An 18,561-nucleotide genomic window follows, 5' to 3' on the forward strand; every position below is an offset into this window, starting at 1 on the left:
CCGCCCCAGAAGCCCCGTCGCCCCCGCCTCACTCCGGGGAGGAGGACAGCGTCAGCCCCCGCAGCAGTACGTCCAGCGCCTGACCGATCGCCGCCGCCAGCTCCGTGCCCCGGCCGCCGGACGGCCCTTCCGCCCAGTGCAGCAGCGCCTCCTGGAGGGCGGCGGGCAGCGCCGCGCCGATCACCCGGATCTCCAGGTCGTCGGCGGGGCGGCCGGTCCGCGCGGTGAGGGCGGCGGTGAGGTCGGCGGCGGCGCGGGCGTGGTGGTCGGCGGTGCGGCGGCGGACCGCCGGGACGTCGCGGATCAGCCGGGCCCGCCGCCGCAGCTCCCGCAGGTCCCGGGCGGACAGCCGTGCGGAGACCGCCAGGGCGGCGGCGCGCAGCGCCTCGGGCAGCGGTTCCCCGTCGGGCCGGGCGGCCAACTCCGCCACCAGCAGCTCCCCGTGGACGTCCCGCAGGACGATGTCCTCCTTGGCCGGGAAGTACCGCGCGACGGTGCTGGGGGAGACATCGGCCGCCTCGGCGATCCGGTCGACGGAGGTCGCGTCGTACCCCCGGGAGTCGAAGAGGCGGAAGGCGGCGTCGCGGATGGCCTGGCGGGTGCGGCGCTTCTTCCGCTCCCGCAGCCCGTCGGCGGGCGCGGCGGGGCGCGGTACGGCGGGCGGCGCCGTACCGGCCGCGCGTGCGGTGGTCACCGGCGTCAGCCGTGCGAGTAGGCGACCAGCGAGATACCGACGTAGTGCACCACGAACGCCGCCAGCGTGAACGAGTGGAAGACCTCGTGGAAGCCGAACCAGCGCGGGGACGGGTTGGGCCGCTTGATCCCGTAGATCACGCCGCCCGCGCTGTAGAGCAGCCCGCCGACGATCACCAGGACGAGGACGGCGATGCCGCCGGTGCGCAGGAAGTCGGGGAGGAAGAAGACGGCGGCCCAGCCCATCGCGATGTAGCAGGGGGTGTAGAGCCAGCGCGGCGCGCCGACCCAGAACACCCGGAAGGCGATCCCGGCGAGCGCCGCCGCCCACACCGCCCAGAGCAGGATCTGCCCGCGGCTGCCCGGGACCAGCAGCATCGTCAGCGGGGTGTACGTACCGGCGATGATCAGAAAGATGTTGGCGTGATCCAGCCGTCGCAGCACCCCGCCGACGCGCGGGCTCCAGTTGCCGCGGTGGTAGAGCGCGCTGACGCCGAACAGCAGGCAGGCGGTGAGCGTGTAGACGGCGCAGGCCACTCGGCCGCGGGTGCTGTCGGCGAGTGCGGTGAGGAAGACGCCGGACAGCAGAACGGCCGGGAACATCCCGGCGTGCAGCCAGCCCCGCAGCCGGGGCTTGGCCGGGACGGTCGCCGCCGGATCGGCCGCGGCGGTGGCCGCTCCGGTCGGGGGGACCGCTTCGGCCGCCGCGGGCGCGGACGGGGGCTGGCTCGCTGCGGCATCGGGCGCGGAAGTCATGCCGGTCATGCTATCTACGGCACCGTAAGTTCCCGGTCCGGTGGCCGCCGCCCGGGCGATGACGGACCCGGATGCGCGGGTTGCCGGACGCGGTCGGGTGAGGGCGCGGCCCGGCGGGAGCCGTCGGCCACCGCTCGGCCCGAAGGCGCTTGGCGAACGCTTGGCACACGCTTGACGAGGGCTTTTCGCCGCGGGTGTACGTACGGGAGCGAGTGGTGACGGTCACCACGGGGCCCCCTGGACAGAAGCCCGCCGGGGTCGGATGATCAAATGAGTGCGGTCGGCACCGGATGAGCGGTCACGAAGCGTCCGGGTCGCAGCCCCCAAGGGGCATCAACCAAAGAAGCGGATCTCCCGCACCGGACCGGCAGCCCCCGGCCCGGCCCGTCGGGGTCCGTCCACACCCTCATCTAGGAGCGATCGTGGCGCGCGACAACGCGGCTCCCACCACCCAGACCCGTCACCAGGAGCTCATCGCCTGGGTCGACGAGATCGCCGCCCTCACCCAGCCCGACCGGGTCGTCTGGTGCGACGGCTCGGAGGCGGAGTACGAGCGGCTGTGCGAGGAGCTCGTCGAAAAGGGCACGTTCACCAAGCTCGACCCGGTCAAGCGCCCCAACTCCTACTACGCCGCGTCGGACCCCCGCGACGTCGCCCGCGTCGAGGACCGCACCTTCATCTGCTCCGCCAAGGAGGAGGACGCCGGCCCGACCAACCACTGGAAGGACCCCGCCGAGATGCGGGAGATCTTCGCCGGTGACCAGGGCATCTTCCGCGGCTCGATGCGCGGCCGGACGATGTACGTCGTCCCGTTCTGCATGGGCCCGCTCGGCTCGCCGCTCTCCGCGATCGGCGTCGAGATCACCGACTCCGCCTACGTCGCCGTCTCGATGCGCACCATGACGCGCATGGGCCAGGCGGTCCTGGACGAACTGGGCGAGGACGGCTTCTTCGTCAAGGCCGTACACACCCTGGGCGCCCCGCTCGCCGAGGGCGAGGCCGACGTGCCGTGGCCCTGCAACACCACCAAATACATCTCGCACTTCCCCGAGGACCGCGAGATCTGGTCGTACGGTTCCGGCTACGGCGGCAACGCGCTGCTCGGCAAGAAGTGCTACGCGCTGCGCATCGCCTCCGTCATGGCGCGCGACGAGGGCTGGCTCGCCGAGCACATGCTGATCCTCAAGCTCACCCCGCCGCAGGGTGAGGCGAAGTACGTCGCCGCCGCGTTCCCGTCGGCGTGCGGCAAGACCAACCTCGCGATGCTGGAGCCGACCATCCCGGGCTGGACGGTCGAGACCATCGGCGACGACATCGCCTGGATGCGCTTCGGCGAGGACGGCCGCCTCTACGCGATCAACCCCGAGGCCGGTTTCTTCGGCGTCGCGCCCGGCACCGGCGAGCACACCAACGCCAACGCGATGAAGACGATGTGGGGCAACTCCGTCTTCACCAACGTCGCGCTCACCGACGACGGCGACGTCTGGTGGGAGGGCATGACCGAGGAGCTGCCCGCGCACCTCACCGACTGGCGCGGCAACGACTGGACCCCGGAGTCCGAGACCCCGGCGGCCCACCCCAACGCCCGCTTCACCGTCCCCGCCGGTCAGTGCCCGATCATCGCGCCCGAGTGGGAGGACCCCAAGGGCGTGCCGATCTCCGCGATCCTCTTCGGTGGCCGCCGCGCCAGCGCCGTCCCGCTCGTCACCGAGTCGATGTCCTGGCAGCACGGCGTCTTCCTCGGCGCGAACGTCGCCTCCGAGAAGACCGCCGCCGCCGAGGGCAAGGTCGGCGAGCTGCGCCGCGACCCATTCGCCATGCTGCCGTTCTGCGGCTACAACATGGGCGACTACATGGGTCACTGGGTGAAGGTCGGCGCGGACAAGGACCAGGCCAAGCTCCCGAAGATCTACTACGTCAACTGGTTCCGCAAGGACGACAAGGGCCGCTTCGTGTGGCCGGGCTTCGGCGAGAACAGCCGCGTCCTGAAGTGGATCGTCGAGCGCCTCGACGGCAAGGCCGAGGGCGTCGAGACCCCCATCGGCATCCTCCCGACGAAGAACGCCCTGGACACCGAGGGCCTCGACCTCTCCGACTCCGACCTCGACTTCCTCCTCACGGTCGACAAGGACGTCTGGCGCGACGAGGCGTCCCTGATCCCCGAGCACCTCAACACCTTCGGCGACCACGCCCCGAAGGAACTGTGGGACGAGTACCGGTCGCTGGTGCAGCGGCTGGGGTGAGGCCGGTGGCGCCGTGCGACGGCGCCCCGTGAACGGACCGAGGGGCCCCGCACCTGGTGGCGTGGGGTCCCTCGGGTTGTGTACGGGGCCGTGGGCCCGGTCTCCCCGGTTACGCCGAGGCGAGGTGCGGGTGGGTCGCAGCGGCGGGGCCCTCGTGGGCGGCGCGGCGCTCGGCGGCGAGCGCGACGGCCGCCGCGTCGTTCCGCGAGGTGGCGACGGTCAGCGCATGCCCGGCCAGGGCGTACGCCCGCCGGTGCAACGCCCGCGCCCGCGCCGGATCCCCACCGGTCGGCTCGGCCCGCAGCGCATACCGCCCACCCCGCAGCCGCGCCACCTGCCCGGCGATCCGATCGGCCGCCGCCGCCAGCGCCTCCCCGTCCGCCCCGGACGCCAACGCCCGCAGCTCATCGGTGACGGTCAACAGCGCGGTCAGATGCCCGGCGAGCCGGATATCCAACTCCTCCGCCCGCGAACGGTGCGGAAACTCCCCGACGCCGGCCATGGTGTGGACCGACTTGGAACGGATCGGTTCGTACATGGGACAGCCTCCTGAAAACGACTAGGAAACCATCCTAACTTAGATTGAGTCTAAAGTTGGGTTTCTTCGTGGGTGAGGTGGTGGGGATCGTGCTCGCCCTGGCCCACGGGCCGGTGCCGCCTGGACGGCGTCGATGGAGGGGCACCCTCGGGCCCGCGGGGTTCACGTGGACACGCGTGTCACCATCGGCGGCGGCGCGGGTTCATCCCCGCATACCCGGGCTCACGGCGGCTGGAATCACGGCTGCGCGCCGCACCCGGGGCCATCCCCACATGGCGGGCCCTCGACCGTACCCGCAGCGGCCCGGTCGCTTCCTGCATGAGCCCGTCGTCACGGAGACATATGCGCCAGCGCCAACTCCGCAAGGGATGCGGCGCTCTCCGGCGCCAGCCGCGGCAGCAGCGGGAGTGCGTACCGCCAGTGGGGCCCGGCCAGCAGTTCCTGGGCGAGGCGCCGGGCCTCGGCCTCGTCGCGCGACGACTCCGGGCCGACCGCATCGGCGAGCGCGAGGTAGCGGAGCACAGGGACCCGCTGCGGGGACCAGCCCTCCGCGAGCGGGGCGATCACTGGGACGCCCGCCAGGTAAGTCGCCACCGCCGCGAGCGCCGCCGCCCGTTCCTCCGGCGTCTCGGCCAGGTCCACCGTGGCCTGCGCCGCCCGGACGTCGCCCCGAACGGCCTGGAGGACCGCCCACTCGGCGATCGGGCGGCCACTGGCGAGGCGGGTCGTGGTCATGTACCGCTCCCAGGACCGGATCTGCCCCTCCGATACGAGGCCGGGACAGCATCCGCTCTCGTGCAGCAGAAAGAGGAGCAGCGCAGTGTGTGGATTCTGCTGCCGGATGTCCTCACTCCTCGTGCCGTCGCCGCAGATCCTCCGGAGCTCTGTGTGCACCGCAGTGTCCGGGGCGTGTGGATGGGGCAGCGCGGGGATCAGGGCGGCCATCCGTGCCAGCGCCGTGTCACGCATGCCGGGCACGCCCGGGGTGAGGGGCACACCCGGACGACTAGGAGGCAGCCGCTCCCCGATGAGAATTCCGGCGTCCTCGGGCGCGCACCGGGCGAGCCCCACGGTCACGGCCACGGCCGCCCACTCCTGCGCATTCCGGTCGCGAGGCCTCTGCCCCACCTTCTCCGCCCAGCTCCTGGCGGCGACCTTCTCTCCCGCGTACGCGAATGCCTGGGCGAGGAGGCCGCTCAACGTCGCATCGGCGTGTTCCGTGGCCGACTGCGCGTACTGCCCGGCAGCAACCGCGTGCCCGCCCACCGCGCTGTGCATCGCGACGATGGCCCGCACACCCGCCAGGTCGGCCGGGCCCCGTGCGTACCCGGCGAGCTTCGCCGCCGCTTCGGGATGTCCGGTCGCGGCGAGCGCGCCGGCGAGGGCGAGACCCCACACGCCCGCGTCGGCCACCGGCTCGTGCCCCTTCCAACGGGCGTACACCTCGGCGAGACGCTGCCGATCGACATCACCGGATACCTTCAACTGCTGGGACAGGGACTCGTGTTCCTCGGGCGTCAGATACTCGGGTGGCGGCGGATTCCTGACATCATCCTCGACCGTCCCGCCCTCTTCGGCGAGGCTCTTCCGCACCGCTTTATCGCCCGGCGCGGCCTTCTTCCTGGCTTGTTGTGTCTTCTCGGCTTTCTCCCTGGCCTGCCGTGCCTTCTCGTTCTTGGCGGCCCGCCGCGTCAGCTCGTCATCTCGCTCCGATGCGGCCTTCTTCGCCGCGCGATCCGCCTCGCCCTTGACATCGTCGTCGAACAGGTCGCGGTGCAACGCAGACGGTACGGCGGCCAGCAGTTCCTTTGCGTCGGACGGCCGATCCGCCTTGTACAACGCCCGGACGGTATACGTCAGAGCCGGGCCCATCTCCAGGGCGAGCTGGGCCCGGGCGGCGTCCGGCAGCGCCTCGGGGGAGGTGAAGGCGGCGAGCAGTGCACGCTGGGCCCGGAGCGCCAACCCCGCGCCCGTCCTCCGTCGCTTCGGCAGTACCGCACAGGCGCCGAGCGCGAGCAACTCGATGTGCGTCAGATCGGATTCCGGTTCCAGACCGGCGCAGAACGCCTCCACTCCGTCCCGCGCCGCGGTGGCAGCCGGTTCCCTGGTGCTCCGTGCCACCTCCGCCCAGATCTCCAGCGCCTCGACCTGCTCTGCAGGGCCACGCGCAGCCAACTCTGCTGCATAGGAAGGCATGTGGTTGAGCAGCGTCGGCTTCTTCTGCCCCCGTTTCGACTTCGACTCCTGCTTCGGTTCCAGGTCCTGCGCGGCGCGGACTCGGGTCGACCACGCCAGGGCCTCACAGTGGACGGTGGCCCGCAGCATGCTCTCGCCCGCCTCCTGGAGTACGACGTTGCCTCCTCCTCGCAGCCCGATCGTGCGGAGCCCGTGCCCTGCCCGGACCACGGCCTCCAGCGCCTTGTCGGACTCGGCTGCGCGGGGCGCGTCTTTCAGTGCCAGTCCCGCCCACCTAGCGGCCTCGCGGGCGAAATCTTCGGCCTCCGGGCCGCCACCGAGTGCCCTGGCGGCGTCGGCGAGCCGTACCGCTCGGTCCGCCTCCAGCGGCGCCGACAATGCCAGCTCACGGGCCCGCTGTGCGTCACCCGCCTGTGCGAACAGCCCACAGAACTCCCGCGGCACCCGTCGCAGACGTGAGGCGAGCAATGCCCGCGCGACCGCTACCTGGAAGGAAACCGCCAGATCGGAGCCGTACCCACCCCCGACGAGGGCGATCTGCGCCAGTGCTTCATCGCCCTGCCCGCGCACCACCATCCGCGACAGCCGGCGCGGATCGAGGACGTACGGGACGAGGAGATCGGTGCCGTGCAACAGGGATGGGAGGCGGGACAGCAGATAGGGCGGTGTGTCCGGGGGCCAGCCTCTGCCCTGCCAGGAAGCGGCCCAGTCGTGGAGCTGTTCGGTACAACGGTCCCGAGTCGCGGCGTCGGTGCGCTCCCGGGCGGCGCGCACCGTCGCCTCGACGGCGGGCCCGTCCGGCGGTACGCCCGGCCCGTCGGGGATGAGGTAGCGGCCGCCGGCCGCCCGCAACAGCCGCTCCGCCTCCGTCTGCCCAACGCCCGCCAGCTCAGCCAGATCGCTCGCCCGCAGCCCCGCCCCGGCCACCGCGATCAGCCCGAGAACGGTCCGCTCCACCCGAGATGTTCCCCACCGGTCCAGCGCCTCCCGCACGGCGTGGTCCGCGCCCGGCCCGGTCTCCCGGGTGCCGATCAGGCGTATGGTCTCCGGCGCGCGCAGCGGATGCCCCTCCGGCACGTCGGTGGGCGGCTCCGCGACGGTGCGTCCGGCGACGAGGACGCGGATCGTGGCCCCTGATTTCAGGGGGCCGCAGGCCGGAACCTCGGGCAGGAGCGACGCGATGCTGTGCGAAGGCCGCTTGCTGACACCGCCGCGCCACGCGGCGTCGTCATCCAGCCCGTCCACCACGAGCAGGAGCGTGCGTCCCTCCTTTGCGGAACGCGCCGCCGCCTCCCGGTACAAGTCCTGAAGCTCATCCGGCGAGGGGAGCCTCGAACTGTCTGGTGTCTTCCCTGTCAGGACTTTCGTGAGCTGCCCGACCATCGTGCGCACGAAGGCGCCGGCGTTGTCCCTGCCCTCGGCCGCGGAGAGGAAAAAGGCCGCGGTGTCGGTGTTGTCAGGTGACGCCTGCGCCGCCACTCGGCTCAGCAGGGCCGACTTCCCGGCCCCGGGAGGCCCTTGCCACCAGAGGTAGGAGGGGGCGTCGGGCGCCCTGCTACGGATGAACTCTCGGGTGGCCTTCAGCTCGGCACCGCCCCTGAAGGGGGCTGCCAGGTGCTGCGTGATTCCCCACGTGTCAGCACGCTCACGGAGTTCGCCCGAGCGGCGTGCGGAGAGTCCCCGCCGCTCGTCCGCCTCCTGCTGTGCCGCTTCGAGCAGCCGGGCCCAACCGTCGTCGAAGAGTGGTGGCTGGCCGGCCTGCTCCCGGAGGTACTCCACCAGTCGCCGTGCGGCGTGCGTGCGGTCGCGGCCCGGGGCCACCTCTCCCCGGAACCAGCTCCCCAGCATTCCTGGCTTCAGCCCTGTCGCCCGTGCACAGGCGGCGGCGCTGCCGGCCTTACCGGCCGCGACCTGCAACTCCTTCAGCTTGTCGCCGAACTCCTGCCGTGCCTTCTGTCTTTTATCGGCCTCATTCGTCACCATTGCTGCTCCCCTCAGCTCTGTTCACCTGGTGTCCACCTTCTCTCGTGTGCACTCTCTGACCTGCGATTTTTATGGCGATGCGTCATAGCGCGACATCGTTGACGGGGGCCTCGGGAGGCCAAAGTGCTCGCACTGCCCGGCATACGGAAGGTCGGGCGCCAACCGGAAGGACCCCGCCGTGCTCCAGCTCCCTGCCCTCCTTCACGACGCTACGGCCTTGGCTGCCGCCGGAACGGCGACGTACACAGTCGTCCTCGCCGCCGTCGCCCTCACCTCCGTCCTGGCGCGGGCCCGGGACCGCCGTCGTGACGCCCGCGAGACGCTGCGGATCATGGTGGGGCGCCGACCGCGGGGGTGAGCCTCAAGCGGAACCTCCCGTCGAGAGTCGCACCAGGGCGGCGGGGAACTCGCCGGCACCCCTCGCCGCCCGGGAAATTTCATAAACGCGCGGCTGCCCGATTTCAGTACTGCTAGCGTCACTTCGGTCACCCAAGGTGGTCAATTATGAGAGCGGTATCCACGTCTTGCCCGTCCTGAGCCCATCCGCCGAGCGCCGTCCCTCCTGGGACCCGCGGTATCAACCGTGCGTGCCCGTTGTCACAGCGGAGGGGGAGAGCGCCGAGCTTTCGTTGCTCGATGTCTTGCGCCGGGCAGAGGACCTGAGTCACCTCTCCTGTTCCACCCCCGGCGAAGGTGTCGCCCTCGTCGACTACCTGCTCGCGATCTGCTTCGCCTCGGGGGTGTTCCCCGGTTCCACCGAGGAGTGGCACGTTTGGGTCGCCGAGCGGCAGGGGCTCGGAAGAGCCGCGGAGTGGCTGGCGGGGGAGCCTGACGACGCATGGGATCTCTTCCACCCGGAACGCCCGTTGGGGCAGAACATTCTTCTGGGCCACTTGATGGCGGAACACGGCACCGGCCCCGCGCAGCTGGTGCTGGAAAGGGTGGGTGACTACGTCCAGTTCTTCGATCACCACCACCTTGAGCACCCGGCGTCGCTGACCGCAGCCGAGGCGTTCCGGGCGATGCTCACCCAGCATGTCTACGGGCTGTCGGGCCGGGCGCGGATCTCCGGCAAGACTCTCGGGCCACGACTGACCAACCTCTCCGCCGGGCGCCTCCAAGGGCGTATCCGCGTCGTGGTCCAGGGGCGGATGGTCGGCGACACCCTGCGGATGAACCTCTATCCGGCGGCCGGAGGGCCGGGGCGGTTCAACCACTCATGGACGGGCGAGGGTGTCGATCGGCGTACCTTCGATGTGAGGCCTCCGGGGCGGGCTACCTCCGGCCCGGCAGACCTGCACAGTTACCTCGGCCGGTCGGTACTGCTGCAGGCGGCGCCGCGCAAGGATGGTGAGTCCGTCATGGTCGACCGGGTGCTGATCGGCGCCGGTGAACTCCTCACCCTCGACCCTGAGCGGGACCTGGAAGACGCCGTCCTGGGGAAGAAGATCAACGGCCACCGTAAACCGCTGTGGCCGTCGCCCACCCGCGCCCTGTGGCGCAACGCCCACTCTCTCTACGCCGCTGCCAGGGACGAGGAGAAAGGCCTTTTCGGGCGGTTGCGCGACCTCACGTTCCCGACGCAGGGGAACCGTACGGTCTGCAGGCTGTGGGCCGTTGGCCTCCTCGCCAACAAGACCGTCGCGTCCACCTGGACGGAAGGCTTCTTTCCGTACGCGCCGAGTCTGGGGGAGGAGTTGTGTGTGGCGTCGCGCCGTGGCTCGGACATCGCCGAGCATGTGGCTTGGTCGCTGGAGCGTGCGGCGTACGCGGCGTGGAAGGTCCAATATCCGAATCCCAAGCCCGCCGACCGGCCCGCACAGCAGGCCCGGTTCGACGCGCGGCGGGAATTCTGGCCGGATGCGGAAGCCCCCTTCCTGAGGCTGCTCGAAGCGACGGCCTACGGTGACCCCGTACCGCTTTCCTTGCTCGGCTACGCGGGGGAACTCCGTACCCATGCCGAGGAGTTCCTACGGAACCGACTCGACTCGCTGCCCCACAATGCGAGAGGGCTGCAGGCCCGCGCCCGAGCAGAGCGGCGCTTCCACGACGATCTGGCCTCGCCCAAGGGGCCCGAAGAACTCCGGGGGGAGACGTACACGTGACCGGGGGACGCACATGACGGAGTGGACCGAGGAGCTGTCCGAGCAGCAGGGCAGCGCACAGCTGACGGCCTGGCTCATGGCACTCGTGCACAACCGCGAATACGGCCAACTCGCCGATCTCCGCCGCACCCGCCCCACCGACACCCACATCCGCGCCGGATGGTTCGCCCCGGAAGAACACCGCGAGACCTTCGAGAAGGTTGCGTTTCTCTTCGGGATCTACCACCAGGGGCGCTCCGTCCCCTCGTACGGTTCGGGGAGTCTCGGGGCCGCGGCGCGGCGGATCGGGGACGGGGGCGGGCGGGGGCCCGAGAATCCTGGGGCGCAGCGGCTGTTGGCGCGGGTGGTGGCGAGTCGTCGCGTCCCGTGGCGGCACCTCCAGCACACGGTGACCCGGCTGCGCTCCTGCGAGCAGGCGCCGCCCTCCTGGACGCGGCTCACCGATGATCTGACCAGGTGGTACGACCGCCGGGCGCGGATCGCCTACGGATGGTCGGTGGACTTCCACGAGCCGCAGGCCCGGCGGCGGAGCGGGCCCGGCGCCCGGAGCGGGACGGACAAGTAGACGTGGACGACGCGGAAGGACGCGAGTACGTGACCGAGGACCCCCGAAGCAGCCGCCAATTTCTCTCCCTGCATCTGCTGGAGACGCTGGTCGCGGTGCTGCCTGTGCGGGATGAGAACGGGGCGCCGAAGAGCTTCGTCTACGGCGGAGTGGAACGGCACATGATCAGCAGCCAGGCGCGGCGGCGGGCCGAGCGGGTGCATGCGCGGCACCGGGCCAACGCCGGGGTCGGTGCGCTGGAGGGGCGGACCACCGGGCTCCGTACCCGTGAGTGGGCACTGATCACCGCCAAGGCGTTGGAGAGCGAGCACGGTTGGGAGCGGGACGAGGCCATCGCCACGGCCCGCGCGGTCATCGAGGCCACCGGGCTGAAGTTTGGCGACCCGGCCAAGAAGACGGTCGCCAATCTGACGAAGGTGCTGCTCTTCGCGCCCGCCGACGCCGGTACCCGGATCGCCGCCCATGTGCACGCGCATGCCGACGAGGTCCGGGAGTGGCGGGACGGATATCTGCGCACCCAAGGGGAGCTGGCGAAGAAGGCGTCCCGTAAGAGGGCTAAGAAGGCGGAACCGGAGGAGGGCACGGCCGCTGCCGCCGACTCTTCTCTCCCCGCCCTGCCCAAGAAGCACCGTGATGCCGTCCTCCTCGCCATCGCACCGCGTGATGCCATCGACATCGCCCTCTACGGCCGCTTCCTCGCCGAAATCGCCGACTCTCCGAACGTGGATGGCGCGGTCCAGAGCGGTCACGCCTTCACTGTCCACGAGGCCGAGCAGATGGACGACTTCTACGCCGCCGCCGACGACGCGAAGCTCGAACGTAAGCGCAATGCACTGGACTTTCTCGACTCCGCCGACGACGCCGGGGCCGGAATGACCGGCTACCAGTCGCTGATCTCGGGCACCTTCTACCGCCATGCCGTCCTCGACCGCGTCCAGTTGCGGACCAACCTCCGGGGCGCCGGGATGACGGAGGACGAGGCGGAGGAGGCGGCCGTCGCCGCCGAGAAGGAGTTCGTCAACGCGTTCGTGGAGGCGTTCCCGGAGGCGAAGAAGAATTCCACGGCGTCCACGGGCTCGCTTCCCGCGCTCGTCCTCGCTTTCGAGGGCGACCGGCCCTACAACTACGCCGCCGCCTTCCAACTCCCCGTCGACGAGAGCCCCCGCGGCGAGGGCCCGGCCGGACCCGCAGCCGTCCGGCGGCTTCTCGACCACCACGCCTTCGTCAGCGACCGCCGCGACGACTTGGAAACGGCTCGCTTCCTCACCTACGACCCGCAGATCGATGCCGTACTGAAGACGTCGGGGGTTACGTCCGTGACGTCGATCGGGGCGCTGACGCAGTGAGTCATGTGCTGCTCCTGCGGCTCGCGGCGCCGTTGCAGTCGTGGGGCGTGGCCAGCCGGTTCTGGCAGCGTGACACCCACTCCCGGCCCACGAAGTCGGGCGTCATAGGGATGTGTGCCGCCGCGCTCGGCCTGCCGCGCGAGGCGGCGGAGGGCGAGCCGGACCCGCTCTCCGGACTCGCCCCGCTGCTCTTCGGCGTACGCGCCGACCACCCCGGCAAGCCGGTCCGCGACTACCACACCGTCGGCGCCGGGCGGTATCCGCTGCGCCCCCGCGACCTCGTCACCGACCATCGGCGCGCGGCCGCTGCGGCGCCCACGACGGACGCGGCGACCGGCGGCTCCTTCGGACACCACGAGGTCGAGGACTGGTACGGCGCACCCAAACTCATCGCCACCGACCCGCGCTCCGGGGCGCTCGTCTCGGGCAAGGTGCAGCGGAACGCGATGGTCACCGAGCGCTGGTACCTCGCCGACGCGGCGTTCCTGGTGGGGCTGGAGGGCCCGGACCGTACGTGGCTGGAGCGGATCGGCCACGCGCTGGAGCACCCCGCGCGGCTGCTGTGGCTGGGCCGGAAGTCCTGCCCGCCGTCCGGGCAGGTGACGCTGGACGTCGTGCCCGGCACCCTCGCCGAGGTCTTCGCGTCGTCGGCGCTGCTGCCGTCGCCCACTGAAGCGTCCGCGCGGATACAGGACGACCGGCCGTGGGCCTGGATCGAGAGCCGGGTACCGCTGCCGGGCGCCGCGCCGGTCGCGGATCAGCCGGTGCACTTCCATGCCGACGGCGCGCGGCACGCCCCACGCTGGGAGACCCGTACCCGCGTCGACATCCACCCGCTCGCCCGCGATTGGAACATCATCCCGTGAACGCGCCCCGCCCCGCGGCGGCCCGCTTCGTCGCCACCCAGACCCTGCTGACACTCGACGCCAAGCATCCGTACGCCGCCAAGTCGTTGATCGACGCGCAGGACATGCATCGTACGGTCATGAGCGGCTTCCCCGGCTGGGTCGACGACGGCAGCCGCGACCCCCGCGCCCAGATGGGCATCCTCTCGACCTGGACGCTGAACCTCCGCGAGGCGCGGCTCGCCCTCGTCGTGCAGTCCCAGGTCCCCGGCGACTGGAGCCGCATCCCCCGGCAGGCGCTGGCCGCGAAGCCGGAGACGCTGACGCTGGACCGGACGTTCGGTATCGGGGAGACGGTCGGCTTCCGCACCGTGGTGAACCCCGTCTACAGCAAGCCGCCGCCACCCGACGCGCCGCCGAAGACCCGGGGCGTACGGGTCGCCCACACCCGGCCCGACCACGTGAAGAAGTGGTTCATCCGCCGCCTCCAGCCACTCGGCGAACCACCTGTCGCCCCGGACGGTCTCACTCGCCTCGGCGCCGACGCCGACCCGGACACTCTGGGCATCCGCATGCTCCCCCGCATCTCCAGCCCCGCCCCCCACAAGGGCCTCCGCCTCACCCGCGCCGAAATCCGCGGCAAGCTGACGGTGACGGATCCGGAGACGTTCGTGGGGGTCCTGACCAGCGGGGTTGGGCATGGGCGGGCGTATGGGTGCGGGATGGTGGTGGTGCGGTAGGGGAGGGCGGTAGGCGGTGCCGCCCCTCCCGCCGTTGTCCCCGCGAGTGCGGGGCGCCTCGCCGATACGCTGAACGAATACGGGACCCAGGGGGCATCCCCGCCTCCGCGGGGCCGAGACGGCGCCTGAGTGGTCGCCGAGGGAGCAATCGGGGCATCCCCGCGGGCGGCGGGGACGCTGGGAGCTCACCACCGCCTTCACCGGCTGGATGGGGCCATCCCCGCTCCTGCGGGGCTCACCGCATGCCGGACGCCCGCATCGTCTACCTGGCGGGTCCATCCCCGCACCTGCGGGGCTCACCTGGACACCTGCGCCCAGAGAAATGATGCGGTAGGTCCATCCCCGCACCTGCGGGGCTCACTACAGCGTGCTGGTAAAAATATCGCCGATGGTAGGTCCATCCCCGCACCTGCGGGGCTCACCTACCTCCTGCACAACAACCGCGACATCGCCGCGGGTCCATCCCCGCTCCTGCGGGGCTCACCACGGGCTGCGGGACATGGGCGTCACCACCTCGGGTCCATCCCCGCTCCTGCGGGGCTCACCCTCCTCGAACTGGGGTTTTCTACCCATCCCGCCTGCCCGGAGAGCCAACTCTCACCCCTTCCCGTACCCCTCCAAGAAGTTCCCGATCCGAGTAACAGCCTCCGTTAGATCATCCTTATTGGGCAAGGTCACCAACCGGAAATGATCCGGCGTCGGGTGATTGAACCCCGTGCCGTGGACGATCATGATCTTCTCCGCGCGGAGCAGATCCAGGACCAGTTCGCGGTCGTCGGTGATCTTGTAGAGCTTGGGGTCGAGGCGGGGGAAGGCGTAGAGGGCGCCCTTGGGTTTGACGCAGGTGACGCCGGGGATCTGGGTCAGCAGGTCGTAGGCGGTGTCGCGTTGTTCGAGGAGGCGGCCGCCGGGGAGGACCAGGTCGTTGATGGACTGGCGGCCGCCGAGGGCGGTGGCGACGGCGTGCTGGGCCGGCATGTTGGCGCACAGGCGCATGTTGGCGAGGATCGTCAGGCCCTCGATGTACGACGTGGCGTGCGCCTTCGGGCCGCAGACCGCCATCCAGCCGCTGCGGTAACCGGCGACGCGGTACGCCTTCGACAGGCCGTTGAAGGTGAGCGTCAGCAGGTCGGGGGCGAGCGAGGCGAACGGGGTGTGGGTGACGCCGTCGTAGAGGATCTTGTCGTAGATCTCGTCGGCGCAGACGATGAGGTGGTGGCGGCGGGCGATCTCCGCGATGCCCGCCAGGAGCGCGTCGTCGTAGACCGCGCCGGTGGGGTTGTTCGGGTTGATCACGACGATCGCCTTGGTGCGGTCGGTGATCTTGGCCTCGATGTCGGCGAGATCCGGCATCCAGTCGGCCTGCTCGTCGCAGCGGTAGTGGACCGCGGTGCCGCCGGAGAGGGAGACCGACGCCGTCCACAGCGGGTAGTCCGGTGCGGGGACGAGGACCTCGTCGCCGTCGTCGAGGAGCGCCTGCATGGACATCTGGATCAGCTCGGAGACGCCGTTGCCGAGGTAGATGTCGTCGACGGAGACCTCGACGCCCTTGGTCTGGTAGTGCTGCATGACCGCGCGGCGGGCGGAGAGCAGGCCCTTGGCGTCGCCGTAGCCGTGGGCGGTGCCGACGGAGCGGAGGATGTCCTCCAGGATCTCCGGCGGGCACTCGAAGCCGAACGCCGCCGGGTTGCCGGTGTTGAGCTTGAGGATGCGGTGGCCTGCCGCTTCCAGCCGCATCGCCTCCTCCAGCACCGGGCCGCGGATTTCGTAGCAGACGTTGGCGAGCTTCGTTGACTGGATGACCTGCATGTCCGCCACTTTACGGCCGCCCAGGACCAGCTGCGCGGTGTTCTTGCCCACGTTGGGCCGGTGGGGGCGGAGGCGGGCGGAGCGGCTGCGGGGCGCGGTGGCGCGGCGGTACGCTCCGGGCGATCGTCGGCGGACGGCGCCCGGCCAGGGGCGCGGTCCGCCGGACCGGGACGGGGACGCGGGGGTCTGGTGACGGCGGTACGGAGCGGTGGCGGCGACGGCGGCGGTGCGGGGAGTACGCCGTTCTCGTTGTTGAGCGATGAGCCCGTGACCGAGGCGGGCGGGGATCTGCTCGGGGCGCAGGCGGCGGCGCGGCGGCTGTCGGGGCTGCTGGTCGCCTCGCGACCGGCGACCCCGTTCACGCTGGCGGTGGACGCCGGGTGGGGGATGGGCAAGAGCAGCCTGATGCGGCTGGTCGACGCGGAGCTGACCGCGCAGTCCGAGGTGCACACCGTCTGGTACAACGCCTGGACCTCGACCGGCGCGGACGCGCTGGAGGGGCTGATCAAGTCGGTCCTGCTCCGGTTCGACCGGCGGGTGTTGCGGCGCGGGCTGCGGCGCGCCACCGAGCAGCGGGCGCTGCTGCGGGTGGTCCGCGCCGCGTCGACGGTCGCCGCGGGCCCGCTGGGCGTCGCCGGTCTGGTGGACGAACTGTGGAAGAGCCTGTCCGTCAACTCGCAGGCCAGGAACGAGATGCGGACCGCCATCGGGGAACTGGTCGGCGAATGGGCGCGGAACGCCGGTGAGCTGCGGCGGATGCTGGTCGTCTTCATCGACGACCTGGACCGCTGCTCGGAGGAGACCGTGCTCGCGGTCTGCGAGGCGGTCAAGGTCTATCTGGACGTGCCCGGGCTCGCCTTCGTCGTCGGCTGCGACCGCTCCGCGATGGGCCCCAACGGGCTGCTGCGCGATCTGTCGCCCGCCGGGTCGGCGTTCATGGAGAAGATCTTCCAGACGAGCTACCGCATCCCGGCGCCGGACGGGCGCGGCGTCGAGGAGTACATCCGCTGGTGTGCCCGGACCGCGGGCGTCGCGCCGCTGGTGGACGACGCGCTGGTCAAACTGCTGGCGCAGCGCAGCGCCCGCAATCCGCGCCGGATCAAACGCCTGGTCAACGGCTTCGTACTGGAGGCGACGCTGAACCCGGTCTGGCGCGATTTCGGCCCGGACGCGGTGCTGCGCACACTGCTGCTCCAGTACTTCTATCCGGACTTCTACCGGATGATGACCGGCCCGTCGGGGACGGTGGACGGCGATGTGGTCGCGGAGTTCCGTACGTACCGGGCGGTGCGGCGGACGCTGCTGACGCCGCGCGGGTCGGTCGCCGAGGGGGAGGCGGCGCAGGCGGCGGAGTTCGTCGGGCGTTACGACCTGGTGCTGCCGGAGGGGCCGGACGCGACCGGGCCGGAGACCCTGGCCGCGCTGGAGCGCCAACTCCCGCGAGAATTCCCGGAGTTGGTGCTGAACTCCGGATTCACCTCGTTGATCGACGAACTGGTCGACCTGGACGACGCGGCGCGGCTGCTGCTGCGGCTGCGCGAGGGGCCGGTGCTCTCCGGGGACGGCCCCTCCCGGATGTCGGCCGCGTGGGAGCCGCTGCGGCAGGCCCTGGGCGGGATGCGGGACGGGCTCGACGCGGACGGGTCGCCGCTCGCCTGGGCGCTGACGTCTCCGCCGGGCGGGAGCCTGCCGGGTGCCGACCCGGGGCGGGACGCGCCGCCGGAGCCGCCGGAGCGGGACGCCGATTCCCGCCGGATCGGTTCCGTCAGCGGGATGATGGCGCTGGGGGACCCCAACGCGGTGAGCGGTTCCGGGACCGAGCCCGGGGGCTTCGGATGGTCGGGGCGACGGCCGGACGAGTCCAGGCTCAGCAACCTGCGTGCCCAGTACGGGAACGCCCTGCCGGTGCGGCTCGATGTGCTCTGGGTGGACGATCAGCCCGAGCGCAAGGGTGAGGTGGCGGAGATGCTGCTGAACATGGGGGCGCGGGTGCGGCATGTGGGGTCGAGCCGGGAGGCGGTCGACGCGCTGCGGACGCGCCGCCCCGACCTGCTGATCTCGGACATCAGCCGTGGCCGGGACCACAACTCCGGGTTCGCGATGGTCGAGAGCCTCCGGGGGCGGCAGCGGTACGACGGCCCGGTGATCTTCTACACGATCCGGCAGAGCCCCGAACGGGAGGACCGCGCCGCGTCGTTGGGCGCACGGATCACCAATCAGCTGGAGGAGTTGCGGGAGATGGTGCGGGAGGTCGCGGAGGAGCGGGCCGGGGCGCCCGACACCGGGGCGCGGGCGCGGCGGCCGGAGCCCCTTCCGGCGCAGCGGTCGGGCAGCGCCTCCGCTCCGGAGCTGGCCGTCCTGTGGCTGGACGAGACCCCCGAGACGCTGTCGTCGCTGGTCGCGCGGGTGCGGGGGCCGGGGGTGGACGTGTGGGTCGCGGCCACCGAGGCGGAGGCACTGGCCCGGGTCGCCGCCCACCGGGTGGACCTGTTCCTCTCCGACTGCTCCCGGGGCGGCGATCCGGACGCCGGTTTCGCCTTCGTCCGCCGCCTGCGGGACGAGGAGCGGTACGCCGGACCGGTCGGTTTCCTGTCCGGCCGGATCACCCCCGAGATCGAGCGCCGGGCCACCGAGATCGGAGCGCTCGGCGTGACCGACCGGCTCTGGGTACTGCTCGACTGGATCGAGGAGGCTGTGGCGGCGAGCCGGGGGTGAGGGGCACGGGGGGTGAGGCGGGGGCCC

General features: G+C 71.4%; 13 protein-coding genes and 1 CRISPR repeat array. Of the genes, 8 read left to right on the plus strand and 5 right to left on the minus strand.

Annotation, left to right across the window (positions count from 1 at the left end; translation table 11 throughout):
* Positions 1-28 precede the first annotated feature (28 nt).
* The gene (locus IF23_RS0126330) at positions 29-694 is read right to left on the minus strand and encodes a TetR/AcrR family transcriptional regulator (protein WP_030287882.1); all 666 of its coding nucleotides are present in this window, start codon (positions 692-694) and stop codon (positions 29-31) included.
* A gap of 5 nt (positions 695-699) precedes the next feature.
* Positions 700-1,449 (minus strand): PAQR family membrane homeostasis protein TrhA, encoded by a 750-nt coding sequence (trhA, locus tag IF23_RS0126335; RefSeq protein WP_030287884.1) that lies wholly within the window; start codon positions 1,447-1,449, stop codon positions 700-702.
* 422 nt (positions 1,450-1,871) lie between these two features.
* Here trhA and IF23_RS0126340 point away from each other — a divergent pair, with 422 nt between their 5' ends.
* Entirely contained in the window at positions 1,872-3,692 is a 1,821-nt protein-coding gene (locus tag IF23_RS0126340) for a phosphoenolpyruvate carboxykinase (GTP) (RefSeq protein WP_030287886.1), read from the plus strand.
* Positions 3,693-3,801: 109 nt separating this feature from the next.
* On the opposite strand, the gene IF23_RS0126345 is transcribed toward IF23_RS0126340, so the two are convergent.
* Positions 3,802-4,230 carry an SCO4983 family protein gene (locus tag IF23_RS0126345; protein ID WP_030287888.1) on the minus strand — a complete coding sequence of 143 codons (429 nt, stop codon included), beginning with the start codon at positions 4,228-4,230 and terminating at the stop codon, positions 3,802-3,804.
* 330 nt (positions 4,231-4,560) lie between these two features.
* Positions 4,561-8,409, minus strand: coding sequence for a P-loop domain-containing protein (locus IF23_RS33760; protein WP_030287890.1), 3,849 nt, complete (start codon positions 8,407-8,409; stop codon positions 4,561-4,563).
* A gap of 217 nt (positions 8,410-8,626) precedes the next feature.
* Here IF23_RS33760 and IF23_RS0126355 point away from each other — a divergent pair, with 217 nt between their 5' ends.
* The 6 genes from IF23_RS0126355 to IF23_RS0126380 all read left to right on the plus strand — a co-directional run bounded on the left by IF23_RS0126355 (position 8,627) and on the right by IF23_RS0126380 (position 14,010).
* On the plus strand, positions 8,627-8,767 hold the full coding sequence (locus IF23_RS0126355) for a hypothetical protein (protein ID WP_245655117.1): 141 nt from the start codon (positions 8,627-8,629) through the stop codon (positions 8,765-8,767).
* 229 nt (positions 8,768-8,996) lie between these two features.
* On the plus strand, positions 8,997-10,514 hold the full coding sequence (locus IF23_RS0126360) for a type I-E CRISPR-associated protein Cse1/CasA (protein WP_030287894.1): 1,518 nt from the start codon (positions 8,997-8,999) through the stop codon (positions 10,512-10,514).
* Positions 10,515-10,527: 13 nt separating this feature from the next.
* Entirely contained in the window at positions 10,528-11,079 is a 552-nt protein-coding gene (gene casB / locus IF23_RS0126365) for a type I-E CRISPR-associated protein Cse2/CasB (RefSeq protein ID WP_030287896.1), read from the plus strand.
* A 29-nt stretch (positions 11,080-11,108) separates the two neighbouring features.
* The gene (locus tag IF23_RS0126370) at positions 11,109-12,425 is read left to right on the plus strand and encodes a type I-E CRISPR-associated protein Cas7/Cse4/CasC (protein WP_030287898.1); all 1,317 of its coding nucleotides are present in this window, start codon (positions 11,109-11,111) and stop codon (positions 12,423-12,425) included.
* Positions 12,422-13,291: a type I-E CRISPR-associated protein Cas5/CasD gene (gene cas5e / locus IF23_RS0126375; RefSeq protein WP_030287900.1), complete on the plus strand. Its 870-nt coding sequence runs from the start codon at positions 12,422-12,424 to the stop codon at positions 13,289-13,291. Before IF23_RS0126370 ends, cas5e begins: the two co-directional genes overlap by 4 nt.
* On the plus strand, positions 13,288-14,010 hold the full coding sequence (locus IF23_RS0126380; RefSeq protein WP_030287903.1) for a type I-E CRISPR-associated protein Cas6/Cse3/CasE: 723 nt from the start codon (positions 13,288-13,290) through the stop codon (positions 14,008-14,010). The genes cas5e and IF23_RS0126380 overlap by 4 nt, the downstream gene beginning before the upstream one ends.
* Before the next feature lie 211 nt (positions 14,011-14,221).
* Positions 14,222-14,555: direct repeats of the CRISPR family, unit length 28 nt; unit sequence GGTCCATCCCCGCACCTGCGGGGCTCAC.
* A gap of 52 nt (positions 14,556-14,607) precedes the next feature.
* On the opposite strand, the gene IF23_RS0126385 is transcribed toward IF23_RS0126380, so the two are convergent.
* Positions 14,608-15,819, minus strand: a complete 1,212-nt coding sequence (locus IF23_RS0126385; protein WP_030287905.1) for a pyridoxal phosphate-dependent aminotransferase — start codon at positions 15,817-15,819, stop codon at positions 14,608-14,610.
* A gap of 252 nt (positions 15,820-16,071) precedes the next feature.
* Between IF23_RS0126385 and IF23_RS32255 the strand changes: the two genes are divergently transcribed.
* The gene (locus tag IF23_RS32255) at positions 16,072-18,534 is read left to right on the plus strand and encodes a P-loop NTPase fold protein (protein ID WP_245655118.1); all 2,463 of its coding nucleotides are present in this window, start codon (positions 16,072-16,074) and stop codon (positions 18,532-18,534) included.
* Positions 18,535-18,561: the final 27 nt, after the last annotated feature.

This window comes from Streptomyces catenulae (genome assembly GCF_000718015.1).
In the GTDB taxonomy this organism is placed as follows: domain Bacteria; phylum Actinomycetota; class Actinomycetes; order Streptomycetales; family Streptomycetaceae; genus Streptomyces; species Streptomyces catenulae.

Coding starts and splice junctions, on each gene's coding strand:
- trhA (WP_030287884.1), bottom strand. CDS start 1,449: ATGACTTCCGCGCCCGATGCCGCAGCGAGCCAGCCCCCGTCCGCGCCC.
- IF23_RS33760 (WP_030287890.1), bottom strand. CDS start 8,409: ATGGTGACGAATGAGGCCGATAAAAGACAGAAGGCACGGCAGGAGTTC.
- IF23_RS0126385 (WP_030287905.1), bottom strand. CDS start 15,819: ATGCAGGTCATCCAGTCAACGAAGCTCGCCAACGTCTGCTACGAAATC.
- casB (WP_030287896.1), top strand. CDS start 10,528: ATGACGGAGTGGACCGAGGAGCTGTCCGAGCAGCAGGGCAGCGCACAG.
- IF23_RS0126345 (WP_030287888.1), bottom strand. CDS start 4,230: ATGTACGAACCGATCCGTTCCAAGTCGGTCCACACCATGGCCGGCGTC.